Raw genomic sequence first — 25,593 nt, forward strand, 5'->3', positions numbered from 1 at the left:
CGCCCCTCGCTCTCCCCCGGCCCGCCGGCGTCAGCCCGCCGGCGGGTCCGTCCGTCCGTCGTCGCGCTTCGGGCCCTCGATCGCGCGCGGCGCGCGGCGCAGCGTGTCGAGCAGGTCCTGGCCCGGCTGCCGCGGCTCGACCAGGTCGGCCGGGGTGTCGGGGACGACGACCTGCGGCGCGTCCGGCTCGTCGAAGCTGGCCGGCAGCCGCTTGAGGTGCTTGCTCATCGACTTGACCAGCAGGAACGCCGCGAGCAGCAGGATCAGCGTGAGAAGGGCGCCCAGCGGGCCGGACTTGCCGACGTCCTCGGGCTGCTGGACGGCCAGCACCAGGTCGAGCGCGGTCACGGGACCGGCACCTCGCTGCGGATGCCGGCGAACAGGTCGTCCTCGGGCAGCGGGGAGTCGACCAGCGACCGGGCCAGCTCGTAGTCCTCGGTGGGCCAGATCCGCTGCTGCACGTCCATCGGGCAGGCGAACCAGCGGCCGTTCGGGTCGATCTGCGTCGCGTGCGCGATGAGGGCGGCGTCGCGGACCGGGAAGTACTCGGCGCACGGCACCCGGGTGGTGACCCGGTGCGACATGTCGCGCTCGGGGTCCCAGGTGGCCAGCCACTCGGCGTAGGGCGAGTCGGCGCCGGCCTCGAGCATGGCCTCGTGCAGCGCCCGCACGCGGGTCAGCGTGAAGCCCATGTGGTAGTAGAGCTTGCTCGGCTGCCAGGGCTCGCCCAGGCCGGGGTAGCGGTCGGGGTCGCCGGCCGCCTCGAACGCCACCACCGAGACGTCGTGCGTCTTGATGTGGTCGGGGTGCGGGTAGCCGCCGCGCTCGTCGTAGGTGATCACCACGTGCGGGCGGAACCGCCGGATCAGCTCGACCAGCGGGGCGGCCGCCTCGTCGGTGGGCACCAGCGCGAAGCAGCCCTCGGGCAGCGGCGGCAGCGGGTCGCCCTCGGGCAGGCCCGAGTCGACGAAGCCCAGGAACTCCTGCTGGACGCCGAGGATCTCCCGGGCGCGCGCCATCTCCTCGACGCGCAGCTGCGGGAGGCGCTCCCAGATCTCCGGCCGGTCGAGCGCCGGGTTGAGCACGGAACCGCGCTCTCCGCCGGTCAGCGTCGCCACCATCACCTGGACGCCCTCGGCGACGTACTTGGCCATGGTCGCCGCGCCCTTGCTCGACTCGTCGTCGGGGTGGGCGTGCACGGCGAGCAGGCGCAACGGGTCCGCTTCGGTCACCCGGCCAGTGTCCCCCGAGGAGGGCGGCCGCCGCCGTGACGCCCCCCATCCGGACGGGTGGATGTGCTGCCCGTCACGCTCGATTCCGGTACGGTCCCGTCTCCCGGCGGGTCCGCGGGTCCGTGCAGGGGCCCTCCGGCCGGTGTTAGCTTGGCCGGATCGACGTCGACCGCCCCCGTCCGGGAGGCGGCCCCCGAGAGCTGCAGGAGTACCCCGCGTGACCACCCCCACTGAGAACGAGCAGGGCATCTGGCTGACCCAGGAGGCCCACGACCGGCTGAAGGCCGAGCTCGACCAGTTGGTGGCCGGGCGGCCGGCCATGGCCGCCGAGATCAACGCCCGCCGCGAGGAGGGCGACCTCAAGGAGAACGGCGGCTACCACGCCGCCAAGGAGGAGCAGGGCAAGCAGGAGGGCCGGATCCGCCAGCTCACCGACCTGCTCCGCAAGGCCCGCGTCGGCGAGCCCCCGACGACTGCGACCACCGCCGAGCTCGGCACCGTCATCACCATCCGGTTCCAGGGCGACGACGACACCGAGAAGTTCCTGCTCGGCTCGCGCGAGATCGCCGGCACCACCGACCTCGCCGTCTACTCCCCGGAGTCGGCGATGGGCTCGGCGATCCTCGGCTCGAAGCCGGGCACCACGGTCACCTACCAGGCGCCCAACGGCCGCGACATCACCGTCGAGGTCGTCGCCGTCGAGCCGTTCGTCCCCTGACCGGGGTCCGCGTCGTGGCCCGCTCCCGGCGGGCGGAGAACACCGGCTTCGTCTGCGTGCACTGCGCCGCCGACGTCCCCGCTAACACCGACGGGCACTACCGGAACCACTGCCCGGTGTGCCTGTGGTCGCTGCACGTCGACGACCTCCCCGGCGACCGGGCCAGCGAGTGCCGGCAGCCGATGGAGCCGATCGGGCTGGTGGAGAAGTCGGGCAAGGGCTGGCAGGTGGTGCACCGTTGCACGGCGTGCGGCCACCGCCAGCCCAACCGGCTCGTCCGCGACGGCGACGCCCCCGACGACCTCGACCTGGTGCTCTCCCTCCCCTGGCTGTGACCCGTCATTGACGGCGTTCCTCGTGCGTTGCCGGTCCTGCAGGACCCGCGGTGCGCGAGGAACGCCGTCACTGCGTCCATTCACCTCAGCGCGTCGCCCCCCACCGCAGCGCCACCTCCCCCACGGTGGGCGCTGAGGGAGGAAGCGCCACGATCAGGTCACCTGATCCCGGCGGAGCCGTCAGGCCGGAGCGAGGCCTCGGCGGCGCAGGAGCGGGCCCGGGTCGGCGTCGCGGCCGCGGACCGCGCGGAAGGCCTCCAGCGGGTCCACCGACCCGCCCACCGCCAGGAGCCGCTCGCGGAAGACGTCGCCGTTCTCCCGCCGCAGCCCGCCGTGCTCGCGGAACCACTCCACCGTGTCGGCGTCGAGGACCTCCGACCAGATGTAGGAGTAGTAGCCCGCCGCGTAGCCGCCGGCGAACACGTGCTGGAAGTACGTCGTGCGGTAGCGCGGCGGCACGAGGTCCGAGGCGACGCCGGCCTCCTCCAGTGCCCGTCGCTCGAACTCCGCCGGGTCGCCGATCTCGGTCTCCGGCGTGATCCGGTGCCACGCCTGGTCGAGCAGTGTCGCGGCCAGGTACTCCAGCGTCGCGAAGCCCTCGCCCCACAGCCGGGCGGCCTCGATCGCCGCCACGACGTCGGCCGGCAGCGGCTCGCCCGTCTCGACGTGCCGGGCGTAGTGCGCCAGCACCTCGGGCCAGGTCGCCCACATCTCGTTGACCTGGCTCGGGAACTCCACGAAGTCGCGCGGCACCGCGGTGCCGGCGAAGCGCGGGTAGGTGACCGCCGAGCTCAGCCCGTGCAACGCGTGGCCGAACTCGTGGAACAGCGTGTCCACCTCGTCGAGGGTGAGCAGCGTGGGCCGGCCCTCCGGCGCGGGCGCCACGTTGAGGTTGTTCACCACCACCGGCCGCGTGCCGAGCAGCCGCGACTGGGTGACGAACGAGCTCATCCACGCCCCGCCGCGCTTGCCCTCGCGGGCCAGGAAGTCGCCGAGGTAGAGCCCGACCTCCGCGCCGTCGGGGCCGGTGACCTCCCAGACCCGGACGTCGGGGTGGTAGCCGGCGAGGTCGGGGCGCGCCGTGAAGCGGAAGCCGTAGAGCAGCTCGGCGGCGCGGAAGACGCCGTCGACGAGCACCCGGTCGAGCTCGAACCACGGCCGCAGGGCCGCCCGGTCGACCGAGTAGCGCTCGGCCCGGACCCGCTCGCTGTAGAACGCCCAGTCCCACGCGGCGAGGTCGGTCACGCCGTCGCGGGCGGCCACCTCGGCGAGCACCTCGGCCTCGGCGCGGGCGTTGGCCGTCGACGGGCCGACCATCGAGGAGAGCATCGCGTCGACGGCGGCGGTGCTGCCCGCGGTCTGGTCGGCGAGGACCAGGTCGGCGTGGGTGGCGAAGCCGAGCAGGCGCGCCCGCTCGGCCCGGACCCGGGCGATGCGCGCGGCCACCGGCCCGTTGTCGTGCTCCCCCGCCGACGCGCGGCCCGCCGACGCCTCGAACACCCGCCGGCGCAGCTCCCGGTCCCGCAGCTTCGCGAGCACCGGCTGGCCGGTGGGCAGCAGCAGCGGCAGCAGGTACCCCTCGAGGCCACGGTCGGCGGCGGCGCGGGCGGCCGAGGCGACCTCCTCGCCGGACAGGCCGTCGAGCTCGGCGGCGTCGGCGACGCGGACCGCGGCGGCCTCGGTGGCCAGCTGCAGGTTCTGCCCGAACTGCGTGGACAGCTCCGACAGCTCGCGGTTGAGCTCCGACAGCCGGGCGCGGCAGGCGTCGTCCAGGCGGGCGCCGGCGAGCACGCGGTCGAGGTGGTGCCGCTCGACCAGCCGGACCGCCTCGGCGTCGAGGCCCGCGGCGTGCCGCGCCTCGTGGACCGCGTCGATCCGGGCGAACAGCACCGGGTCCAGCCGCAGCGCGTCGGCGTGCGCGGCCTCCAGCGGCGCCAGTTCGCGCTCGATCTCCCGTAGCCGCGGGGTCGACAGCGACGAGGCGAGGTTGCCGAACACCGCCTCGGCCCGGCGCAGCAGCGCACCCGAACGCTCCAGGGCGACGACCGTGTTCTCGAAGGTGGGCGGCTCCGCCGAGCCGGTGATCGCCGCCAGCTCGGCGCGCTGCCCGGCCATCCCGGCGAGGATCGCCTCGCGGCAGTGCTCGAGCGTGACGTCGGCGAACGGCGGCAGCCGGTACGGCAGCGGCGACTCGGCGGACAGCGGGTTGTCGGCGGACAGGGCGGCGGACAGGGCGGCGGCAGGCTCGGCGCTCATCGGCGTCCATCCTGCGCCGACCCGGACCGTCGGACACCAGTGGCCCGGAACCGGTCCGGTTCCGGGCCACCCGGGTACGACGTCCGCCGGCACGGTCCGGCCCCCCTCGTCCCGGCGACGGCGACGTCCGCCGCCGGGACGGGTGGGACTACCGCGAGGCGGTGCGCTCGTAGAGGCGGACCGACAGCGGCACGAAGACCGCGAGGATGACCGCCGTCCAGATGAGCGTGTAGAGCACCGGGTTCTGCAGCGCCCACGCGTCGGGCACCGGGTAGTCGGCCGGCATGTTGCCGAACAGCTCGCGGGCGGCGAGCGTCACCGACGAGACCGGGTTCCACTCCGCGAACGTGCGCAGCACCGACGGGAAGGTCTCCAGCGGCACGAAGGTGTTCGCGATGAACGTCAGCGGGAAGATCACGATGAAGCTGGCGTTGTTGACCACCTCGGGCGTGCGGACCAGCAGCCCGACCACCGCCATCAGCCACGAGATCGCGTAGGCGAAGGCGAGCAGGACGAGGAAGCCGCCCACCGCCTCGACGAACGAGGAGTTGATCCGCCAGCCGACCACCAGGCCGGTCAGCGCCATCACCGCGATCGAGATGACGTTCAGCCCCGCGTCGGCGACCGTGCGCCCGACGAGTACCGCCGCCCGGGACATCGGCAGCGACCGGAACCGGTCGATGAGCCCCTTCTGCAGGTCCTCGGCGATGCTCGCGCCGGTGACCGTGGAGCCGAAGACGACGGTCTGGGCGAAGATGCCCGGCAGCAGGAACTCCGCGTAGCTCACGCCCTGCGGCAGGCCGCCGATCGCGCCGCCGAACACGTAGCGGAACAGCACCACGAACATGATCGGCGACAAGGTGGCGAACACGATCAGGTCGGGGACCCGCTTGACCTTGATCAGGTTGCGCTTGGTGATGACGACGCTGTCGGACAGCGTCGCGGACAGCGAGCTCATCGCACGTCTCCCGTCGGGACCGGCTGGGCGGGGGTCTGGTCGGCGCCGGCGGTCTCCCCGCCGTCCTCGGCGCGGTCCTCCGCGGCCCTGTCCTCGGCGGCATGACCGGTGAGGGCGAGGAACACGTCGTCGAGGTCGGGGCGGCGCAGCCCGACGTCGAAGATGTCGGCGGTGTGCCCGTCGAGGCGGGCCAGCGCCTCGGCCAGCACCTCGGCTCCCCCGCTGACCGGGATGCTCAGCCGGCGGGCCTGCTCGTCGACGTGCGGCTCGTCGACCGCCAGCGGCCGCAGCCGCTCCACCATCTGCGGCAGCGCCCCGGCGTCGGTGACCGCGAACTCCAGCCGCTGGCCGCCGACCTGCGCCTTGAGCTCGTCGGCGGTGCCGCGGGCGATCACCCGGCCGCGGTCGATGACGACCATCCCGTCGGCCAGGCGGTCGGCCTCCTCCAGGTACTGGGTGGTCAGCAGGATCGTCGTCCCGCCGCCGGCGAGGTCGGCGATGAACTCCCACATCCCGAGCCGGCTGCGCGGGTCGAGCCCCGTGGTGGGCTCGTCGAGGAAGAGCACCCGGGGACGGGCGATGAGCGAGGCGGCGATGTCGAGCCGCCGGCGCATGCCGCCGGAGTACGTCTTCGCCGGGCGGCCCGCCGCGTCGGAGAGGTCGAAGCGCTCGAGCAGCTCCTGCGCCCGGGCGCGCGACTCCCGTCTCCCGAGCCGGTACAGCCGGCCCACCATCTCCAGGTTCTCGAACCCGGTGAGGTACTCGTCGACGGCGGCGTACTGGCCGGTCAGCCCGATGACCGACCGCACCCGCGCCGGGTCGCGCACGACGTCGACCCCGGCCACCTCGGCCCGCCCGCCGTCGGGTCGGAGCAGCGTGGTGAGGATGCGGACGACCGTGGTCTTGCCCGCACCGTTGGGCCCCAGGAGGCCGAGGACGCTGCCCTCCGGGACGGTGAGGTCCACCCCGGCGAGGGCGGTGTTGGACCCGAAGCGCTTCTGCAGTCCCTCGACGAGGATCGCGTCGCTCATGCGGGCCACGCTAGGTGTGAGGACCGACACTTCCGGAGCCCTGTTCGCGGGCGGCGTAGCTGAGGCACGTCCTGTCGACCGCGGGCGCACCGCGAACTCATCGCGACGCCGGGGATCAGTCCTCCGTGGGGGCGAACCCGGCCTGCTCCAGGGCCGTGACGACGGCGCCCGCGTGGTCGGGGCCGCGGGTCTCGAGCACCACGAACACCTCCACCTGGCCGAGGTCGAGCCGGGTCGCCGTCCGCTCGTGCTCGACCTCCAGCACGTTGGCGCCCACGCCGGCGAGCACCGACAGCACCGCGGCGAGCGAGCCGGGCCGGTCGGGCACGCGCAGCGTCAGCCGCAGGTAGCGCCCGGCGGCGGCCATGCCGTGCTGCACCACCTTGAGCAGCAGCACCGGGTCGATGTTGCCGCCGGAGACCACCGCGACCACCGGCGGCGGGAACGCCGCCGGGTCGGCCAGCACCGCGGCCACCGCCGCCACCCCGGCCGGCTCGACGACGAGCTTGGCCCGCTCCAGGCAGAACAGCAGGGCGCGGGAGAGGTCCTCCTCGCTGACCGTGCGCACCTCGTCGACGAGGTCCCGCACGTGCGCGAACGTCGTCTCGCCCGGCGACCCGACCGCGATCCCGTCGGCCATCGTCGCCATCCCCGACAGCGCGACCGGCCGCCCCGCGGCCAGCGACCCGGGGAACGCGGCGGCCGCGGCCGCCTGCACCGCCACCACCCGCACGCCCGGCTTCCGCTCCTTCACCGCCGCGGCGACCCCGGACACCAGCCCGCCGCCGCCGGTGCACACGACGACGGTGGCGACGTCGGGGCACTGGTCGAGCACCTCGAGGCCCACGGTGCCCTGCCCGGCGATGACGTCGGGGTGCTCGAAGGGGTGGATGAACACCGCCCCGGTCTCCTCGGCGTGGGCGACGGCGGCCTCCAGCGCGGCGGTGAGGTCGGCGCCGTGCAGCCGCGCGTCGGCCCCGTAGGACCGGGTGGCGGCCACCTTGGGCAGCGGCGCGGTCTCGGGCATGAAGACGGTGGCGCGCACGCCGAGCATCCGCGCCGCCAGCGCCACGCCCTGCGCGTGGTTGCCCGCGCTGGCCGCGACGACGCCGCGCGCCCGCTCCTCCGCCGTCAGCCGGGACAGCCGCACGTAGGCGCCGCGGAACTTGAACGAGCCGGTGTGCTGCAGGTTCTCGCACTTGAGGTGCACCGGGCCGCCGACCTGCTCGGCCAGCGCCCGCGAGTGCTCGAGCGGCGTCCGGCGCGCCACCCCCTCGAGGAGGGCGGCCGCGGCCGCGACGTCGTCGCCACTGGTCAGCCGCACCACGGCAGGCATCCTCCCAGGCCGGATGCCGGCATCCGGGCATCCCCGCATCGCCGCAGGTCGTCGTACCGTGGCTGAGGTGACGGACGTCGCGACAGCGCACACCCCACCCGCACCCACGACACTCGGCGCGCTCCGCGACAGCGGGGCCGCCTTCCGGCCGGTCAAGGCCGAGATCCGCGCCAACCTGCTCGCCCGCCTCGGCGCCGGCGAGCCCACCCTCCCCGGCATCGTCGGCTTCGAGGACACCGTCGTCCCCGAGGTCGAGCGCGCCCTCATCGCCGGCCACGACCTCGTCCTGCTCGGCGAGCGCGGCCAGGGCAAGACCCGCCTCATCCGCACGCTCGTCGGCCTGCTCGACGAGTGGACGCCCGTGCTGGCAGGCAGCGAGCTCAACGAGCACCCGCTGGCCCCGATCAGCGTGTGGGCGCACCGCCAGATCGCCGAGCACGGCGACGACACCCCGGTCACCTGGCTGCACCGCAGCGAGCGGTTCGGCGAGAAGCTGGCCACGCCCGACACCAGCGTCGGCGACCTGATCGGCGACGTCGACCCGATCAAGGTGGCAGAGGGCCGCACCCTGGGCGACCCGGAGACGGTGCACTACGGCCTGGTGCCGCGCACCAACCGCGGCATCTTCAGCGTCAACGAGCTGCCCGACCTCGCCGAGCGCATCCAGGTCGCGCTGCTCAACGTGCTCGAGGAGCGCGACATCCAGATCCGCGGCTACCGCGTGCGGCTGCCGCTGGACCTGCTGCTCGTGGCCAGCGCCAACCCCGAGGACTACACCAACCGCGGGCGGATCATCACCCCGCTCAAGGACCGCTTCGGCGCCGAGGTGCGCACCCACTACCCGATCGAGCTCGCCGACGAGATCCGGCTGCTGCACCAGGAGGCGCAGACCAGCGGGCTGGGCGCGCCGACCGGCCACGACGGCTTCGACGCCCCCGTCGTCCCGCAGCACCTCGTGGAGATCGTCGCCCGCTTCACCCGGCTGGTGCGCGAGTCCAGCCACGTCGACCAGCGCTCCGGCGTCAGCGCCCGGTTCGCCATCGCGGGCCTGGAGACCGTCGCCGCCTCCGCCGTCCGGCGGGCCGCGATCGCCGGGGAGACCCGGCCGGTGGCGCGGGTGGTCGACCTGCCGGGGATCGTCCCGGCCAGCCGCGGCAAGGTCGAGTTCGCCGACGCGGGCTCCGACCCCGACGACGACCGCGAGCTCGAGGTGCTCGAGCACCTGCTCCGGCAGGCCACCGCGCAGACGTTCCGCGCCCGCTGTGGCGGGCTGGACCTGACCGGCCTGCAGGAGCACTTCACCGGCGGGGAGACCGTCGAGTCCGGCGAGCTGGTGCCCGGCGCGGCGCTGCTCGGCCAGCTCGGCACCATCCCGCGCCTGGCCGAGCTGCTCGGGCGCCTGGGCGTGCCGGAGGGCGAGGAGTCGGCCGAGCAGGCCGCGGCCGCCGTCGAGTTCGCGCTCGAGGGCCTCTACCTCACCCGCCGGCTGGCCAAGGACACCGACGGCACCCGCACGGTCTACGGGGCCTGACGTGCCACGCCGGCCCGGCAGGGGCCACCGGTACGGACGCTGGCGGGGCGGGCCCGACCCGCTGGCCCCGCCCTACGACCTGGGCAGCGCCGTCGACGAGATCGGCGACTCCGTCCTCGGCGGCAGCGGCGTGCGCGAGGCGCTGCGCGAGCTGCTGCGCCGCGGGATGGACGGCCGGCGCGGGCTCGACGAGCTGCGCCGCTCGGTGCGCGACCGGCTGCGCCAGGCCCGCAGCGCCGGGCGCATGGACGGCACGCTGCAGGAGGTCCGTGAGCTGCTCGACCGCGCGCTGGACGCCGAGCGGCGCGAGCTGTTCCCCGACCCCGACGACGGCGCGCGGCTGGCCGAGGCCGAGCTCGACGCGCTGCCGGAGGACACCGCGGGCGCCGTGCGGGCGCTCAAGGACTACCCGTTCCGCTCGGGCGAGGCCCGGCAGGCCTACGAGCAGATCCAGGACCTGCTGCGGCGCGAGGTGCTCGACAGCTCCTTCGCCAACATGAAGCAGGCGCTGGAGAACGCGACCGAGCAGGACGTGCAGGCGGTGCGCGACATGGTCGCCGACCTGTCGCGGCTGGTCGACGCGCACAACCGCGGCGAGGACACCGACGAGCAGTTCCGCGAGTTCATGGAGCAGCACGGGCAGTTCTTCCCGGACGACCCGCAGTCGGTGGACGAGCTGATCGACTCCCTCGCCCGCCGGGCCGCCGCGCAGGAGCGGATGATGGCCGGCCTCTCCCCCGAGCAGCGCGCCGAGCTGGCCGACCTCATGGCCCAGACGATGTCCGACATGGGCCTGGCCAGCGAGATGGCCCACCTGCAGGACGCGCTGCGCCAGGCGCGGCCCGACCTGCCGTGGGGCCAGCGCGGCCAGGTGCCCGACGGCGAGCAGGCCCTCGGCCTCGGCGACGCCACCAGCGCCGTCGCCGAGCTCGCCGACCTGGAGGCGCTGTCCAACCAGCTCTCCCAGGGCTACGCCGGCGCCTCGCTGGCCGACGTCGACGAGGAGCTGCTGGAGCAGGCGCTGGGCCGGGAGGCCGTCGACGACCTCGCGGCGCTGCGGCAGATGGAGCGCGAGCTCGAGCGGCAGGGCCACCTCGTCCGGCGGGACGGCAAGCTGGAGCTCTCCCCCAAGGCGGTCCGCCGGCTGGGCGCCACCGCCCTGCGGCGGGTGTTCGCGAAGCTCGACGCCACCGGGCGGGGCGAGCACGACGTCGCCGACGCCGGGGCCGCGGGCGAGCTCACCGGCGGCTCGCGGGAGTGGCGGTTCGGCGACGAGCAGCCGCTCGACGTCGTCCGCACGGTCCGCAACGCCGTCCTGCGCACGGCCGGGGAGCCGCGCGGCGAGCGGCGGGTGCGCATCGCCGTCGAGGACTTCGAGGTGGTGGAGACCGAGCGGCGCACCGGGGCCGCGGTCGCCCTGCTGGTCGACCTCTCCTACTCGATGGCGCTGCGCGGCACGTGGGGCGCGGCCAAGTCGACGGCGATGGCCCTGCACTCGCTGGTCACCACCCGGTTCCCGCAGGACGCCATCCAGATCATCGGCTTCTCCTCCACCGCGCAGGTGCTGCGGCCGGAGACGCTCGCGGAGCTGAGCGTGGACACGCTGCAGGGCACCAACCTGCAGCACGGGCTGATGCTGGCCCGCCGCTTCCTGGCCCAGCACCGCGACGCCGAGCCGGTGGTCCTGGTGGTCACCGACGGCGAGCCGACGGCGCACCTGGAGGAGGACGGGACGCCGTACTTCTGCTGGCCGCCGATGCCCGAGACGATCGCCAAGACCGTCGCCGAGGTGGAGCGGGTGGCCCGCTCGGGCGCGACGCTCAACGTGTTCGCGCTCGACCCGGAGCCCGGGCTGGTGCACTTCGTCCACGACATCACCGCCCGTGCGGGCGGCCGGGTGTTCACCCCGGACAGCGACCGGCTCGGCGAGTACGTCGTCGCAGACTATCTGCGCTCCCGGAGGGGGCGGCGGAGCCGTTGAGGCCTGCTCCCGGGTCCCGGCCCGAGCTCGCGAGGGCTGGGGAGGAGCAGGTCCTTCCGCTGCGCACGCGGAGGGGACGCCGGGCGCGGTGACCGTGACGGTCGGGCAGGTCGGCCCCGACGTCGTCCTGCCGCTGCGCAGCGCGGTGCTGCGGGACGGCGGGCCGGCCGGCCTGCCCGGCGACGACGACCCGGCCACCGTGCACCTCGCCGCCCGCACCGCCGACGGGCGGGTGGCCGGCGTGGTGCGCCTCTCCCCCGCCCCGTGCCCGTGGCGGCCCGACGCCCGCGCGCCGTGGCAGCTGCGGGCCATGGCCACCGACCCGGCCGTCCGCGGCACCGGCGCCGGGCGGGCGCTGGTCGAGGCGGGGCTGGCGCTGGTGGGCGAGCGTGGCGGGGACCTGGTGTGGTGCAACGCCCGGACCGGCGCGGCCGGCTTCTACGAGCGGCTGGGGTTCGCCGTGGTCACCGGGGGGTTCGACGTGCCGCCGGTCGGGCCGCACGTCGGCATGCTCACCGCGGTACCGGGTGCGACCCGCTCGAGCTGATGCCCGGGATCCGCCCCGCCCGGAACGCGTCGACGAACAGCCGGTGGTCGTCCTGCGTCTGCCGGGCGTAGGAGTGCGCGAAGGCCACCATGTCGTCGAGGAACTCCTCGCGCCGCCCGCCGACGAGCGCGACGACGGCGTCCTCGGTCTGGAAGTCGACCAGCGTGTGGTCGCTGTCGGCGTCGCCGACGCAGTGCATCTTCGCCGTCGCCCGGCCGAGCTGGACCAGCACCGGCGCGATCTCCTCGGGCTCGGTGAGGTCGTCCCAGTCGAGGTCGTTCTCGTACGGCGAGAGCTCCTGCACGACGAACCCGACGCCGCCGATCTCGGTGTGCCCGAGGAACTGCGAGGCGTTGGACTGCAGCGCCCGCTGGCTGACCGCCGTCCGGTGCCCGTGGTGCTCGAAGTGGGCGGCGACGGCCGGGTCGCGCACGATGCGGCTCGGCGCGGCCACGTTGCCCTGCTTGATCGACAGGACGACGTCGTTCTCCAGCGCCTGGTCGTAGCCCTCGAGCAGCACGTTGTAGGCGGGCAGGCCGGCGCTGCCGATCCCGAACCCGCCGGTGCCGATGACGTCCTTCACGTCGTAGGCGACGTCGCGGCGGCGCACCGGCGGGTGCACGGTCCCCCGCCAGCGCTCCAGCGCCGCGAGCACCCGGTCGCGCTCGGCGTCGTCGAGCCGGCGGGCCCGGCCGCCGTCGGCGAACCGGCGCTGGTAGTCCTCGACGACGGTCATCCGGTCCAGCAGCGAGGCGCGGGTGCGCGTCGTCGTCTCGAGGATCGCCTGGCGCACCGCGCCCTCGGTGTCGGCGGCGGTGAGGGCGAAGGAGCGGTCGTCGTCGGAGCGGGTGAACGCCTCGACCTGGTCGAGGTAGGCGGTCAGGTAGGTGCGCAGCAGGTCGGAGATGACGTCGTCGCCGAGCGCCTTGCGCCAGGCCAGCAGCGCGAAGCTCGCGACGAACCGCCGCAGGTCCCAGCTGACGTGCCCGACGTAGGCCTCGTCGAAGTCGTTGACGTCGAAGACGATGCGGCCCGCACCGTCCATGTAGGTGCCGAAGTTCTCCGCGTGCAGGTCGCCCTGGATCCACACCCGGCTGGTGCGCTCGTCGGCCCACCGGTCGTCGAGGACGTCCATGTCGGCGTAGAACAGACAGGCACTCCCCCGGTAGAAGGCGAACGGGTCGGCCGCCATCTTGCGGAACTTCGTGCGGAACGCGTCGGCGTCGGCGGCCATCAGCTCGGAGAAGGCGTCGACCAGCACGTCGACGATGAGCTGCGACCGGTCACCGGGGGTTCCGCCGTCGGACACCCGTCGGGGGGATTCGGACACGGGGGGCACCGTAGAGGCTGGATAGCCTGCAGGACAGGTGGTTGCGGGGCGCGACGATCGGGGTGGCGGTGACGCGAGCGGGAACGGCACGACGGCTGGTGGCCGGTGCCGCCTACGGCGGCGGGGGCCTCGGCCTCGCCGGCGCCGGCCTGCTCGCCGTGCTGCGCCTGGAGGCCCGCGCCGCGCGGCGGCGCGTGGAGTCCCGCACCTCCAAGCAGGAGCCCCCGACCGGCGACGGCGTCTACGGCCGCGGGCGCGGGCGGGTCAAGCCGCTCGTGTTCGTCGTGCTCGGCGACTCCAGCGCCGTCGGCCTCGGTGTCGAGCGGGCCGGGGAGACGCCCGGCGTGCTGCTCGCCGCGGCGCTGGCCGAGCTGGCCGAGCGCCCGGTGCGGCTGGTGCGGGTCGCGGTCTCCGGCTCGGAGTCCTACGAGCTCGACCCGCAGGTCGAGCGGGCGCTGGCGGTACGGCCCGACCTCGCGCTGATCATGATCGGCGCCAACGACGTCACCTCCCGTACCCGGCCGTCGGTGTCGGTGCGCCACCTCGCCGACGCGGTGCGGCGGCTGCGGGAGGCCGGCGCGCAGGTCGTCGTCGGCACCTGCCCCGACCTCGGCACCATCCGGCCGATCGGCCAGCCGCTGCGGCTGCTCGCGCGGCGCTGGAGCCGGCAGCTGGCCGCCGCGCAGACCATCGCCGTCGTGGAGGCCGGCGGGCGGACCGTGTCCCTCGGGTCCGTGCTCGGCCCCTCCTTCGCCCAGGACCGGTCGCTGTTCAGCGTCGACGAGTTCCACCCCAGCGCCGCCGGCTACGCCTCGGCCGCCGCCGTGCTGCTGCCGGCGCTGGCCGACGCGGTCGGCGTCTGGCCGGAGCGGGCCGACCGGCGGCGGCTGCGCCGGGGCACCGTCCGCCCGGTGGCGCGCGCCGCGGCGCGCGCGGCCGGGCGCACCGGCACCGAGGTCCGCGCGACCGAGGTGCGCGGCTCCGGCACCGGCCCGCTGGGCACCTGGGCGCGGCTGCTGCGCCGCCGGCCCTCCGACCTGCCCGTCCCCGCGGAGGTCGGCGAGGCGGACCAGCTGCCCGTCGGCTGACCGCCACGTGACGCGGAACACAGCGGCGGACTGTTCCGGCCGCACCCGCGACCGGCGGCCTACCCGGGGGTAGTTTCCGGGGTGACCCGACACCCGGCACGCACCGGCCGGGAGCCCGCCTCACCGTGGAGGACCCCATGCCCGAAGCCGTCATCGTCGCGACCGCCCGCTCGCCCATCGGCCGCGCGTTCAAGGGGTCGCTCAAGGACTTCCGGCCCGACGACCTCACCGCCACCATCGTCCGGGCGGCGCTGGACAAGGTGCCGGCGCTCGACCCCACCGACATCGACGACCTGATCCTGGGCTGCGGTCTCCCCGGTGGGGAGCAGGGCCACAACATGGGCCGCGTCGTCAGCGTCCTCCTCGGCATGGACCACCTGCCGGGCACGACGATCACCCGCTACTGCTCGTCGTCGCTGCAGACCACCCGCATGGCGATGCACGCCATCAAGGCCGGCGAGGGCGACGTGTTCATCTCCGCCGGCGTGGAGATGGTGTCGCGCTTCGTGAAGGGCAACAGCGACTCGCTGCCCGACACCCACAACCCGGTCTTCGCCGACGCACAGGCCCGGGTGGCCAAGACCGCCGAGAGCGGCGCCGACTCCTGGACCGACCCGCGCGAGAACGGCGAGGTCCCCGACATCTACGTCGCGATGGGGCAGACCGCCGAGAACCTGGCGCTGCTCAAGGACGTCTCCCGCCAGGAGATGGACGAGTTCGCCGTCCGCAGCCAGAACCTGGCCGAGAAGGCCATCGCCGAGGGCTTCTGGGAGCGGGAGATCACGCCGGTCACGACGCCCGACGGCACCGTCGTCAGCAAGGACGACGGCCCGCGCGCCGGCACCACCCTCGAGGGCATCTCCGGCCTCAAGCCGGTCTTCCGCCCCGACGGCCGGGTGACCGCCGGCAACGCCTGCCCGCTCAACGACGGCGCGGCCGCCGTGGTGGTCATGAGCGACACCAAGGCCCGCGACCTCGGCCTGACCCCGCTGGCCCGGGTGGTCTCCACCGCCGTCACCGGCCTGTCGCCGGAGATCATGGGCTACGGCCCGGTCGACGCCTCGAAGCTCGCGCTGCAGCGGGCCGGCATGACCATCGACGACATCGACCTGGTCGAGATCAACGAGGCCTTCGCCGCGCAGGTCATCCCCAGCTACCGCGACCTGGGCATCGACATCGACAAGCTCAACGTGCACGGCGGCGCCATCGCCGTGGGCCACCCCTTCGGCATGACCGGCGCCCGCATCACCGGCACGCTCCTCAACGGCCTGCAGACGAAGGACGGGACCTTCGGCCTGGAGACCATGTGCGTCGGCGGCGGCATGGGCATGGCGATGGTGCTCGAGCGCCTCTCCTGACGTGCGTCGGGGCCGGTCCGCCGACCGGCCCCGGAACACGGCAGTGGCCCGGTCCCCTCGCGGGGACCGGGCCACTGCCGTGTGTGGGGCGCCCCGCCGCCGGGGCGGCGGGGCCGGTGCTCAGTTGTCCTGGAAGTAGGACAGCAGGCGCAGGATCTCCAGGTACAGCCAGACGACCGTGACGAGCAGGCCGAAGGCGACGTACCAGGCGAACTTGGCCGGGGCACCGCGGCGGATGGCCTGGTCGGCCATGTCGAAGTCGAGCAGCAGCGTGAAGGCCGCCACACCGATCACGACGAGGCTGAACACGATGGCCAGCGGGCCACCGTCACGCAGGCCCAGACCGCCGGGGACGAAGAACGACACCACCAGGTTGACCAGCACGAGGGCGAGGACACCGAACAGCGCGCCCACGACCCAGCGGGTCAGCTTGGGGGTGACCCGGATGGCGCCGGTCTTGTAGACCACCAGCATGCCGGCGAAGACGCCGAAGGTGCCGATGACCGCCTGGACGACGATGCCCGGGTAGATGGTGTTGAAGGCCTCGCTGATCGCGCCGAGCGCGACACCGTAGAGCGCGCCGTAGGCCAGCGTGGCCGCCGGGTTGGCGATCTGCTTGAAGCTGATCACCAGGCCCAGGACGAAGGCCACGAGGACCGCGGGCAGCGCCAGACCCCAGGCCGCCTGGCCGGGCAGGGCCCAGACGACGGCGGCGGCCAGGACGGTGACCAGGAAGGACAGGCCCGTCTTCTGGACGACGTCGTCCATCGTCATGTAACGGGTGGCCGGGCCGGCGGGGGCCGGGGCACCGTACTGCTGGCCGTACTGCTGGTCGTAGCCCTGCGGGGCGCCGTACGGCTGGCCGTAGGGCTGGGGCTGACCGTAGCCGGGAGCGGCGTAGCCCTGCTGGCCGTACGGCTGCCCGTACTGCTGGCCGTAGCTGGGAGCGCCGTACCCCTGCTGTCCGCTGCCGTTGGCGGCGTTGGCGAAGCCCCGGCCGAAGACCGGGTTGGAGCTGGGCATCGTCATCTCCTCGAGGTGACTGGTCGGTCGGTGGGCTGCACCCTCGCATCCCACTCGGTTCCTACAACGTCGCACGTGGCCTGGACGTTCCGCGCGCGACACGGTCACCCGTGCGGTGGAGACGGCCCCGGAGACGGCCGTGGCGCCGCCCCCGGAGGGGACGGCGCCACGGGTCGTGGAGCTGGGTCAGACGGCGTCGCCGTGGCTGTGCTCGTGGTCGTGCGCGAGCCCGCCGCCGCCGGTCTCCAGGCCGGCCGGCTGGCGGAAGTCGCGGTCGGCCGGGTCACCCTGGAAGGTGCCGCCCGGGACCGGCTGCCCCGTCACACCGTTCACCCGCGAGGTGTCGTAGGCCAGGGTCAGCACCGCGTAGGCGATGGCGTCGGAGTTGGTGTCCAGCGCCTCGCGGTTGACGTTCGCCAGCGTGTCCCCGACCTGGTGGTAGTTCGGGTCGTAGGCCACGCCCGCCTGGCCGCCGTAGTCGGCGGCCTGCTCCGGCGTCTTGACGCCCTCGGCGCCGGTGAACAGGCCACCGGAGGGGATGCCGGCGAGGATGAACGCCTGGTAGTCGCTGCGGCCGCTGAACTCGGTGGCCTCGTAGGGCAGCTGCCGCCGCTCGAAGTAGTCCTCGAGCACGTACTCGATCTGGTCGGAGCCCTCGGGGACCGTGACCGGCGCGGTGAACGCCGACTGGTCGCCGTCGTAGATGAACCGGGCGAAGTTCGGCGAGCCGACCATGTCGAAGTTCAGGTACAGGCCGATGTCGGCGACCTGCTGCTCCGACAGCTGCGAGACGTAGTGGTTGGAGCCGAGCAGGCCGTACTCCTCGGCGCCCCACCAGGCGAAGCGCACGGTGTTCTGCGGCTTGGTCTTGGCGATGTTCTGCGCGACCTCGAGGATCGCCGCGCTGCCGGAGCCGTTGTCGTTGATGCCCGGGCCCGCCGCGACGGAGTCCAGGTGCGCACCGGCCATGACGACGTTGTCGCTGGTGCGGCCGCGCAGCTCCGCGATGACGTTCTCGGTCTCGCGGACCTCGCTGACCGTCTGGATGTCGAACGCGACGACGGTCGGCGCCGAGGCGAACTCGACGCCCGTGGCGTAGCTGACGCCCACGACGGGGACGGCGTCCTCGATGGGGGCGCCGAGCGTCGGCTGCAGCAGGATGTCGCGGCCGGGCTGGCCCTCGTTGAAGATCACGACGCCGGCGGCCCCGGCGGCGACGGCATTCTGCACCTTGATGCCGAAGGCGCAGGTGCCGCGCTGGACCAGCGCGATGTTGCCCGGGGTGAAGCCCGCGAAGTCGGCGGACTCGCAGCCACTGGTGTTGCCGTTGGACGCACCGACCGGCGGGATGGTGACGTCGACGGCTTGGATCGTCCCGGAGAGCTCACCGCTGCCGGAGTAGGTGGCCACCGCGTAGTCGGTGCCCTCGACATACGTCGTCGCGGTGGGCGAGACCCGGCCGAAGGAGCTCGGCGCGGTCTGCTCGAAGAACGGGAACTCGAACGGCTGCCGGGTCACGGTGTAGCCCGACGCCTCGAGCTGGCCGGTCACGTAGTCGGCGGAGGCCGTGTACCCGGGGCTGCCCGAGACGCGGGTGCCGCCGTTGGCGGTGGCGATGTCCTGGAGGGCCTGCAGGTGCTGGGTGACGCCGTCGACCGTGACGCACTCGGTCAGCTTGGCGACGGTGTTGTTGTTGCGGTTCTCGCAGGCGTTGCCGCCGGCCGTGGCGGGCAGGGCGGCGACGACGCTGCCCGCGAGAGCGAGCACACCGGCGCTGCCGATCACGGCGGCGCGTGACCGGCGGGACGGGTGGGACTGGGTCATGGACGTCTGGTTCCCCTCGAGACGGCGGAGTGAGCTCCGTTGCTCACGGGGAGTCACCCTGCCAAATCGGTCACGGGGGACGTCAAGCCCTGTATTTCCTGCGGCTCATGGTGTATCGGCCCGCAGATGCTGCGGTGCCCCCGGTGGGACTCGAACCCACACTGCGACCCTTTTAAGGGGCCTGCCTCTGCCGATTGGGCCACGGGGGCGTGCGGGCGACCGGCGCCCGCGGGCGCCGTCAGCCGGCCTGCATCCGCTCGGCTCCCGGCCGGCCGGGGACCAGCCCGGCGGCGGTGACGAACTCGCGGCGCGGGTCCTGCAGCTGCCCCAGGGCGATGACCTCGCGGCGGAACACCGAGGCCAGCGTCCAGTCGGCGACGACCCTGGCCTTGCGGTTGAACGTCGGCACCCGGCTCACGTGGTACGCGCGGTGCATGAACCACGCGGGCCACCCCTTGAGCTTGACCCCGTAGACCTGCGCCACGCCCTCGTGCAGCCCGAGGCTGGCCACCGACCCGGCGTAGGCGTGCCGGTAGGGCCGCGGCTCCTCGCCGCGCAGCACGGCGACGACGTTGTCGGCCAGCCGCTTGGCCTGGCGGACCGCGTGCTGGGCGTTGGGCGCGGTGGTGGCGCCGGGCGTGTCCTTCGTCAGGTCCGGGACGGCGGCGAGGTCGCCGGCGGCCCAGGCGTCCTCCAGGCCGCTGACCTGCAGCGTGGACTCGCAGCGCACCCGGCCCCGCTCGTCGAGGGGCAGGTCGGTCTCGGCGAGCAGCGGGTTGGGCCTGGTGCCCGCCGTCCAGACCAGGGTGTCGCTGGCGAAGGAGTCGCCATCGCTGAGCCGGACGACGCCGTCGGCGACCTCCTCGAGGCGGGTGTTGAGCCGCACGTCCATGCCGCGGGCGGTGAGCTGCCGGACCGTCCAGGCGGCCATGTCCAGGTCGACCTCGGGCAGGATCCGGCCGGTCGCCTCGACCAGCACCCACCGCATGTCGCTCGGCGACAGTCGTGGGTAGTGGTGCTCGACGGCGTAGCGGGCCATGTCCTCGAGCTCGGCGAACGCCTCGATGCCGGCGTAGCCGCCGCCGACGAAGGTGAACGTCAGCGCCCGGGTGCGGACGGCGGGGTCGTCGGTGGAGGCGGCGGCGTCGAGCCGGGCCAGCACGTGGTTGCGCAGGTAGATGGCCTCGCCGACGGTCTTGAAGCCGATGCCGTGCTCGGCCAGGCCCGGGATGGGCAGCGTGCGCGCCACCGAGCCCGCGGCCATGACCAGCACGTCGTAGGACAGCTCGTACGGCGCCCCCTCCACCGGCGCGATCCGGGCCCGCCGGTCGGCGTGCGACAGCGACACCACCGCGCCGGTGACCACCCGGCAGCGGGGCAGCGTGCGCCGCAGCGGCACGACGACGTGCCGGGGCTCCACCGAGCCGGCCGCGGCCTCGGGCAGGAACGGCTGGTAGGTCATGTGCGGCTGCGGGTCGACGACGACCACCTCGGCGCCGCCGCGGGAGAGCCGCTTCTGCAGCCGCAGGGCGGTGTAGAGGCCGACGTAGCCGCCGCCGACCACCAGCACCACCGGACGGGACCCAGCACCCGGACGAGTCGCCATGGGGCCAGCCTAGGGGCGCGGGGGCCCGCTCTCGCCCTCGTGCGCGCCCCCGGTCCCGGCCAGCTCGGTGGCCCGGGCGAGGACGGCGTCGAGCATCGGCTCGGTGAGCCGGCCGGTGAAGGTGTTCTGCTGGCTGACGTGGTAGCTGCCCAGCAGGGTCAGCTCGCCGCGCGGCCCGGAGACGGTGACCTCGACGCCGTGCCCGAACGCCGGCCGCGGGCGCGGCAGGACGTAGCCGGCGCCGGCCAGGACCGGCCACAGCGCCGTCCAGCCGAACCCGCCCAGGACGACGGCGACCCGCAGGTCCGGCAGCAGCGCCAGCTCGCGGGCCAGCCACGGCGAGCAGGTGTCGCGCTCGGCCGGCGTCGGGGCGTTGTCCGGGGGCGCGCAGCGGACGGCGGCGGCCACCCGCACGCCGGTGAGCTCCAGGCCGTCCCCCACGTGGGTCGACGTCGGCTGGCTGGCCAGGCCGGCCCGCCACAGCGCGGCGAAGATCCAGTCGCCGCTGCGGTCGCCGGTGAACACGCGGCCGGTGCGGTTGCCGCCGTGCGCGGCGGGTGCCAGCCCGACGACGGCGATGCGGGCGTCGGCGGGGCCCAGGCCCGGCACCGGGCGGCCCCAGTAGTCCTCGTCGCGGAAGGACGCCCGCTTGACCCGGGCCACCTCCTCGCGCCAGGCGACCAGCCGCAGGCAGGCCCGGCAGCCGGAGACGCGGGCGTCGAGGACGGCGAGGTCGCGCGCGCCGCGGGCGGAGCGGGCGACGCCGGCGGGTGGGCGGGTGACCGGGAACCCCTGGGCGTCGGCTGCCACGGCCCCAGTGGACCACCCGGGCGGGGACGGGCGGCCGCCGGGGAAGCAGGGCATGATCACCGCATGGCCCGCAAGGAGAAGGCGCCGCTGACCTGGAAGCTGCTCGGCTCGGGGCTCGCCGTCCCGGCCGGCATCGCCGCCCGCAAGCTCACCGACGCCGCCTGGTACGCCGCCCGCGGCACCAACCCGCCGAAGAACCCGGCGGCGCCCGGGGTGAGCTGGCCCGACGCGCTGGCCTGGGCGGCGTTCTCCGGGGTCGTCGTGGCCGCCGGCCGGCTGGTCGCCGCGCGCGGCGCAGCGGCCGCCTACCAGTCGCTGACCGGCAAGCTGCCCCCCGGGCTCAACGAGGGGCCCTGACCCGGCGCCGTCAGCCCCGGGCGAGCCGGAGGGCGATGCCGTCGAGGATGTCGTGCTCGCTGACGACGACCTCGTCGAGCGCGAACGCGTCCATGACCACCCGCAGCACCAGCGCGCCGGCGCCGATGACGTCGACCCGGCCCGGGTGCATGACCGGCTCGGCGGCCCGCCGCTCGCGGCTGGCGGTGAGCAGGCCGGCGGTGACCGACCGGACGGCGGCCACCGGGATGCGCGAACCGTGGATGGCCGCGGCGTCGTAGGCCGGCAGCCGCAGCGCGAGCGCCGCGACCGTGGTCACCGAGCCGGCCAGGCCGACGAGGGTGGCCGCCTCGCCCACCGGCACCGCGGCGGCCACCTCGGCCAGCGCGGCGCGGATGTCGGCCTCGGAGCGGCCGATCTCGTCGGCGGTGGGCGGGTCGCCGTGCAGGTGCCGCTCGGTGAGCCGCACGCAGCCGATGTCCACCGACCGCGCGGCGCGCACCCCGCCGGCGTCGCCGAGGACGAACTCGGTGGAGCCGCCGCCGATGTCGACGACGAGGTACGGCGGGCGGGGCGGCGGGCCGCCGTGCGCGGCGGCCGCGGCGTCGAGCGAGGCGGTGGCGCCCAGGAAGGACAGCCGGGCCTCCTCGTCGCCGGGGACGACGTCGGGCGGCAGGCCGAGGGTGTCGCGGACCATCGCCTCGAAGTCGGCGCGGTTGGCCGCGTCGCGGGTCGCGCTGGTGGCCACCATGCGCACCGCCGTCGCGCCGAGGTCGCGGGACTGGGCGGCGTACTCGGCGAGCACGACGCGGGTGCGCTCGATCGCCTCGGAGGCCAGCCGCCCGGTGGCGTCGACGCCCTGGCCGAGCCGGACGACCTCCATGCGGCGCAGCAGGTCGGTGTGCGCGCCCTCGGGGGGCACGTCGGCCACCAGCAGCCGGATGGAGTTGGTCCCGCAGTCGACGGCGGCCACGCGGGTCACGGGCGGTCCTCCTCGGGGAGCGCGCAGGGCCCCTGGGCCCACCACTCCCCCATCCCGGCGACGGCGCGGTCGCCGATCGGGTTGACGCCGGGCCCGGCCGCGAGGGCGTGGCCGGCCAGGGCGTGCAGGCACTTGACCCGGTCGGGCATGCCGCCGGCGGTGGCGCGGGTGGGCAGCTCGCCGAGGGCGTCGCGCTCGGCGAGGTAGGCCTCGTGCGCGGCGCGGTAGGCAGCCGCGAGGTCCTGGTCGGTGCCGAGCTCCTCCTGCCACTCGCGCATCCGGCCCGCCGACTCCAGCCGGCTCGCCGCCGCCGACGCCCGCGGGCAGGTCAGGTAGTACAGCGTCGGGAACGGGGTGCCGTCGTCCAGCCGCGGGGAGGTCTGTACGACGTCGGGCTGCCCGCAGGGGCACCGGTGCGCCACGGCGCGGACGGCGCGCGGCGGGCGGCCGAGCTGCCGGCCGACGGTCTCGTGCTCCTCCGCCGTCATCGGCTCGCGCACGGGTCGTCCCGGGAAGGGACCGGACCGGCCCTGCTGCAGGGGCCCGGGCCGAGCCTGCGAGGGCCGGGGGGCAGCGGGGTCCTTCATCCGTCGGCTTCCGTGACGGAGCCGAGCAGCTGCTCGTACCAGGGCCGCGCGGCGGCGGACGTGTCGGGCAGCGTGCCGGCGTCGCCCTCGGCCACCGCGCCGTCGACGACGACCACCAGCCGGTCGCCGGGCAGCACGTAGGACAGCCGCTCGCGGGCCTGCTGCGCCGTCCAGTCGGGGTCGGACTGCCGGTCCAGCTGCCCCTCGAGCTCGGCGATGCGCTCGTCGAGGTCGGTGCTCTCCGCGGCGAGCCGGGCGAGCTCGGCCCGCCCGTCCAGCCACTGGCGCACCGGACCGGCCAGGGTGAGCGCCAGCAGCAGGAGCACGCCGACCAGCACGACACCGCGCCCGGTGACCAGCGGCCGCCGGGTCGAGGCGGTGCGGGCCGCCGGGCGCGGGGTGCGCCGGCCCTGGCGGCGGGCGTCGGGACGGCTGCCCGCGCCCGACCGCGTCCCGGCCGGGACCGGCCGGGACGCGGCGTGCGAGAGCGGGCGGCCGGTCGAGCGCCGCCTCCCCGTACCGGCGCTCACCCGGTCAGGAGGTCCGCAGGCGCGGGAAGGCCGCCGCGCCGGCGTAGCGCGCGGCGTCGTCGAGCTCCTCCTCGATGCGCAGCAACTGGTTGTACTTGGCCACCCGCTCGCTGCGGGCCGGGGCACCGGTCTTGATCTGCCCGCAGTCGGTGGCGACGGCGAGGTCGGCGATCGTGGTGTCCTCGGTCTCGCCCGAGCGGTGGCTCATCATGCTGCGGTAGCCGCTGCGGTGCGCCAGGTTCACGGCGTCGAGCGTCTCGGTCAGCGTGCCGATCTGGTTGACCTTCACCAGCAGCGCGTTGGCGGCGCCGCGGGAGATGCCGTCGGCCAGGCGCGCGGGGTTGGTGACGAACAGGTCGTCGCCGACGATCTGCACGCGGTCGCCGAGGGCCTGGGTCATGGCGACCCAGCCGTCCCAGTCCTCCTCCGAGAGCGGGTCCTCGATGGAGACGATCGGGTAGGCGTCGACGAGCTCGCGGTAGTAGTCGACGAGGAACTCGGCCGACCGGGTCTGGCCCTCGAAGTCGTAGCCACCCTCGCCGTGGAACTCGGTGGCGGCGACGTCGAGCGCGAACCCGATGTCGGTGCCCAGCGAGTAGCCGGCCTTCTCGACGGCCTCGGCGATGAGGTCGAGCGCGGCGCGGTTGGTGGGCAGGTCGGGGGCGAAGCCGCCCTCGTCGCCGAGGCCGGTGGACAGGCCGCGGCCCTTCAGCACCGACTTGAGCGCGTGGTAGCACTCGGCACCGGTGGACAGCGCCTCGGCGAAGGTGGCCGCGCCGATCGGCGCGATCATGAACTCCTGGACGTCGACGTTGCTGTCGGCGTGGGCGCCGCCGTTGAGGATGTTCATCATCGGCACCGGCAGCAGGTGCGCCGAGGGCCCGCCCACGTAGCGGAACAGCGGCAGGCCGGTGGAGTCGGCGGCGGCGCGGGCGACGGCGAGGCTGACCCCGAGGATCGCGTTGGCGCCCAGGCGGGACTTGTCCGGCGTGCCGTCGAGGTCGATCAGCCGCTGGTCGACCAGGCGCTGCTCGGTGGCCTCGTAGCCGACGAGCTCGGGGCCGATGACGTCGAGGACGCCGTCGACGGCCTTGGTGACGCCCTTGCCGCCGTAGCGCTCTCCACCGTCGCGCAGCTCCACCGCCTCGAAGGCGCCGGTGGAGGCCCCGCTCGGGACCGCCGCGCGGGCGATCGTCCCGTCGTCGAGGGCGACCTCGACCTCCACGGTGGGGTTACCGCGCGAGTCCAGGATCTCCCGCGCGCCTACGGCATCGATGCTCGGCACGGGGAGCAGCCTAGCGAGAGCCGGGGCGCCGCCGTCCGCGGCGCGGTGGCGTCGGACTCCCGTCACCGCGTGGTCACGGAGCGGTCACGGAGCGGCTCCGCCGGAACCGGTTCGGCGCTAATCTCGGGGCGTCGGGCGCCTCCCCGCGCCCACTCGTCGGAGGACCCGATGACCGAGCGCCGGCAGGACCCGACCCCCGTCGACACGGACCCCGGGGCGGGTGCGTCCGTCCTCGGCTTCCCGGCGGAGCCGCCCGGGGACGACGACGCCGGCGACCTGGAGCCGGTCCCGGACGGCGCCGAGGTGTCCGGTGTCGCGGCGCGCCCGGGGCTGGCCTACGTGCGGCACCCCGACGTCGTCGGCGGGGTGCTCCTGCTGCTGGCGGGAGTCGCCGGGGCGGCGAGCGCCTGGCTGCCCTGGGAGCAGGGCGGCGGGACGACCGGCCTGGACCTCGTGGTGCGCGCGGTCGGCGCGGCCCGGGAGGGGGCGGCCGAGCTCGGGCGCACCGGCCTGTGGCAGCCGGCGGCGGTGGCGGCCGGGAGCGCCGTGCTCGTCGTCCTCGGGCTCCTGCTGCTCCGTCCGGCGCGGGGCCACCGGGTGTCGGGGGTGCTGGCGCTGGCGGTCGCGCTGGGCGTGGCCGCCGCGGTCGCCGGCCGGCTGGTCGACGCGGGCTGGGCCGCCGCCTCCCTCGGGTCCGGCGTCTGGTGCGCCGCCGCGGTCGCCGGCCTCGGCGTGCTCGGCGCGCTCAAGGCCATGCTCACCGCGCCGCGGATCACGACCGTGCCCGACGCACCGCTCGCCGTCGGCTGACCGGCCCGCCCTCCCTCACCCTCCGTCCCCGCCGGCCCGGCCGCTTCACCCACAGAAGATCGTGCACGACCCGTTGGGGTGAGGAGCGTCCCCGGACCG

At 74.9% G+C, this 25,593-nt stretch carries 24 protein-coding genes and 1 tRNA gene; 9 read left to right on the forward strand and 16 right to left on the reverse strand.

The window, feature by feature from the left end:
- Window positions 1–30: 30 nt before the first annotated feature.
- Both WA616_RS20900 and mca read right to left on the reverse strand, forming a co-directional pair.
- Window positions 31–348 (reverse strand): hypothetical protein, encoded by a 318-nt coding sequence (locus tag WA616_RS20900; protein ID WP_073418625.1) that lies wholly within the window; start codon window positions 346–348, stop codon window positions 31–33.
- The gene (gene mca / locus WA616_RS20905; protein WP_073418624.1) at window positions 345–1,232 is read right to left on the reverse strand and encodes a mycothiol conjugate amidase Mca; all 888 of its coding nucleotides are present in this window, start codon (window positions 1,230–1,232) and stop codon (window positions 345–347) included. Before mca ends, WA616_RS20900 begins: the two co-directional genes overlap by 4 nt.
- Before the next feature lie 217 nt (window positions 1,233–1,449).
- On the opposite strand from mca, the gene greA reads away from it, so the two are divergent.
- Window positions 1,450–1,950, forward strand: a complete 501-nt coding sequence (greA, locus tag WA616_RS20910; protein WP_073418623.1) for a transcription elongation factor GreA — start codon at window positions 1,450–1,452, stop codon at window positions 1,948–1,950.
- A 14-nt stretch (window positions 1,951–1,964) separates the two neighbouring features.
- Window positions 1,965–2,285, forward strand: coding sequence for an RNHCP domain-containing protein (locus WA616_RS20915; RefSeq protein WP_336032853.1), 321 nt, complete (start codon window positions 1,965–1,967; stop codon window positions 2,283–2,285).
- Between the two features lie 180 nt (window positions 2,286–2,465).
- Here WA616_RS20915 and WA616_RS20920 read toward each other — a convergent pair whose 3' ends face one another.
- The 4 genes from WA616_RS20920 to ilvA all read right to left on the reverse strand — a co-directional run bounded on the left by WA616_RS20920 (window position 2,466) and on the right by ilvA (window position 7,857).
- Window positions 2,466–4,541: a M3 family metallopeptidase gene (locus tag WA616_RS20920; RefSeq protein ID WP_336032854.1), complete on the reverse strand. Its 2,076-nt coding sequence runs from the start codon at window positions 4,539–4,541 to the stop codon at window positions 2,466–2,468.
- A gap of 148 nt (window positions 4,542–4,689) precedes the next feature.
- Window positions 4,690–5,499, reverse strand: a complete 810-nt coding sequence (locus WA616_RS20925) for an ABC transporter permease (RefSeq protein ID WP_336032855.1) — start codon at window positions 5,497–5,499, stop codon at window positions 4,690–4,692.
- Complete coding sequence (locus WA616_RS20930; RefSeq protein WP_336032856.1) at window positions 5,496–6,530, reverse strand: ATP-binding cassette domain-containing protein; 1,035 nt, start codon at window positions 6,528–6,530, stop codon at window positions 5,496–5,498. Before WA616_RS20930 ends, WA616_RS20925 begins: the two co-directional genes overlap by 4 nt.
- Window positions 6,531–6,645: 115 nt before the next feature.
- Window positions 6,646–7,857: a threonine ammonia-lyase gene (ilvA, locus tag WA616_RS20935; protein ID WP_336032857.1), complete on the reverse strand. Its 1,212-nt coding sequence runs from the start codon at window positions 7,855–7,857 to the stop codon at window positions 6,646–6,648.
- Window positions 7,858–7,933: 76 nt separating this feature from the next.
- Here ilvA and WA616_RS20940 point away from each other — a divergent pair, with 76 nt between their 5' ends.
- The 3 genes from WA616_RS20940 to WA616_RS20950 all read left to right on the forward strand — a co-directional run bounded on the left by WA616_RS20940 (window position 7,934) and on the right by WA616_RS20950 (window position 11,925).
- Window positions 7,934–9,397, forward strand: a complete 1,464-nt coding sequence (locus WA616_RS20940; protein ID WP_336032858.1) for a sigma 54-interacting transcriptional regulator — start codon at window positions 7,934–7,936, stop codon at window positions 9,395–9,397.
- A 1-nt stretch (window position 9,398) separates the two neighbouring features.
- The gene (locus tag WA616_RS20945; protein ID WP_336032859.1) at window positions 9,399–11,378 is read left to right on the forward strand and encodes a VWA domain-containing protein; all 1,980 of its coding nucleotides are present in this window, start codon (window positions 9,399–9,401) and stop codon (window positions 11,376–11,378) included.
- A gap of 88 nt (window positions 11,379–11,466) precedes the next feature.
- Window positions 11,467–11,925, forward strand: coding sequence for a GNAT family N-acetyltransferase (locus tag WA616_RS20950; RefSeq protein ID WP_336032860.1), 459 nt, complete (start codon window positions 11,467–11,469; stop codon window positions 11,923–11,925).
- On the opposite strand, the gene WA616_RS20955 is transcribed toward WA616_RS20950, so the two are convergent.
- Window positions 11,891–13,255 (reverse strand): DUF2252 domain-containing protein, encoded by a 1,365-nt coding sequence (locus tag WA616_RS20955; protein ID WP_336032861.1) that lies wholly within the window; start codon window positions 13,253–13,255, stop codon window positions 11,891–11,893. The genes WA616_RS20950 and WA616_RS20955 overlap by 35 nt on opposite strands.
- Before the next feature lie 68 nt (window positions 13,256–13,323).
- On the opposite strand from WA616_RS20955, the gene WA616_RS20960 reads away from it, so the two are divergent.
- The gene (locus WA616_RS20960; protein ID WP_336032862.1) at window positions 13,324–14,343 is read left to right on the forward strand and encodes an SGNH/GDSL hydrolase family protein; all 1,020 of its coding nucleotides are present in this window, start codon (window positions 13,324–13,326) and stop codon (window positions 14,341–14,343) included.
- A 137-nt stretch (window positions 14,344–14,480) separates the two neighbouring features.
- Entirely contained in the window at window positions 14,481–15,701 is a 1,221-nt protein-coding gene (locus WA616_RS20965; protein WP_073418613.1) for an acetyl-CoA C-acetyltransferase, read from the forward strand.
- Window positions 15,702–15,821: 120 nt separating this feature from the next.
- Here WA616_RS20965 and WA616_RS20970 read toward each other — a convergent pair whose 3' ends face one another.
- From WA616_RS20970 to WA616_RS20990, 5 genes are all read right to left on the reverse strand, one after another.
- Window positions 15,822–16,724 (reverse strand): Bax inhibitor-1/YccA family protein, encoded by a 903-nt coding sequence (locus WA616_RS20970; RefSeq protein WP_336032863.1) that lies wholly within the window; start codon window positions 16,722–16,724, stop codon window positions 15,822–15,824.
- A gap of 186 nt (window positions 16,725–16,910) precedes the next feature.
- Window positions 16,911–18,548, reverse strand: a complete 1,638-nt coding sequence (locus WA616_RS20975; RefSeq protein ID WP_336032864.1) for a M28 family metallopeptidase — start codon at window positions 18,546–18,548, stop codon at window positions 16,911–16,913.
- Between the two features lie 135 nt (window positions 18,549–18,683).
- Window positions 18,684–18,757, reverse strand: a tRNA-Leu gene (locus WA616_RS20980).
- Window positions 18,758–18,786: 29 nt separating this feature from the next.
- Entirely contained in the window at window positions 18,787–20,154 is a 1,368-nt protein-coding gene (locus WA616_RS20985; RefSeq protein ID WP_336032865.1) for an NAD(P)/FAD-dependent oxidoreductase, read from the reverse strand.
- 9 nt (window positions 20,155–20,163) lie between these two features.
- On the reverse strand, window positions 20,164–20,964 hold the full coding sequence (locus WA616_RS20990; RefSeq protein ID WP_336032866.1) for a uracil-DNA glycosylase: 801 nt from the start codon (window positions 20,962–20,964) through the stop codon (window positions 20,164–20,166).
- A gap of 63 nt (window positions 20,965–21,027) precedes the next feature.
- Here WA616_RS20990 and WA616_RS20995 point away from each other — a divergent pair, with 63 nt between their 5' ends.
- The gene (locus tag WA616_RS20995) at window positions 21,028–21,321 is read left to right on the forward strand and encodes a DUF4235 domain-containing protein (protein ID WP_073418609.1); all 294 of its coding nucleotides are present in this window, start codon (window positions 21,028–21,030) and stop codon (window positions 21,319–21,321) included.
- 10 nt (window positions 21,322–21,331) lie between these two features.
- Here the strand turns inward: WA616_RS20995 and WA616_RS21000 are convergent, their stop codons facing one another.
- From WA616_RS21000 to eno, 4 genes are all read right to left on the reverse strand, one after another.
- The gene (locus WA616_RS21000; RefSeq protein ID WP_336032867.1) at window positions 21,332–22,282 is read right to left on the reverse strand and encodes a Ppx/GppA phosphatase family protein; all 951 of its coding nucleotides are present in this window, start codon (window positions 22,280–22,282) and stop codon (window positions 21,332–21,334) included.
- Entirely contained in the window at window positions 22,279–22,782 is a 504-nt protein-coding gene (locus tag WA616_RS21005; RefSeq protein WP_336032868.1) for a DUF501 domain-containing protein, read from the reverse strand. Before WA616_RS21005 ends, WA616_RS21000 begins: the two co-directional genes overlap by 4 nt.
- 83 nt (window positions 22,783–22,865) lie before the next feature.
- The gene (locus WA616_RS21010) at window positions 22,866–23,399 is read right to left on the reverse strand and encodes an FtsB family cell division protein (RefSeq protein ID WP_336032869.1); all 534 of its coding nucleotides are present in this window, start codon (window positions 23,397–23,399) and stop codon (window positions 22,866–22,868) included.
- Between the two features lie 4 nt (window positions 23,400–23,403).
- Window positions 23,404–24,684 carry a phosphopyruvate hydratase gene (gene eno / locus WA616_RS21015; protein ID WP_073418607.1) on the reverse strand — a complete coding sequence of 427 codons (1,281 nt, stop codon included), beginning with the start codon at window positions 24,682–24,684 and terminating at the stop codon, window positions 23,404–23,406.
- A gap of 168 nt (window positions 24,685–24,852) precedes the next feature.
- On the opposite strand from eno, the gene WA616_RS21020 reads away from it, so the two are divergent.
- The gene (locus WA616_RS21020; RefSeq protein WP_336032870.1) at window positions 24,853–25,494 is read left to right on the forward strand and encodes a hypothetical protein; all 642 of its coding nucleotides are present in this window, start codon (window positions 24,853–24,855) and stop codon (window positions 25,492–25,494) included.
- Window positions 25,495–25,593 lie beyond the last annotated feature (99 nt).

The organism is Geodermatophilus sp. FMUSA9-8 (genome assembly GCF_037034165.1).
GTDB lineage: Bacteria > Actinomycetota > Actinomycetes > Mycobacteriales > Geodermatophilaceae > Geodermatophilus > Geodermatophilus nigrescens.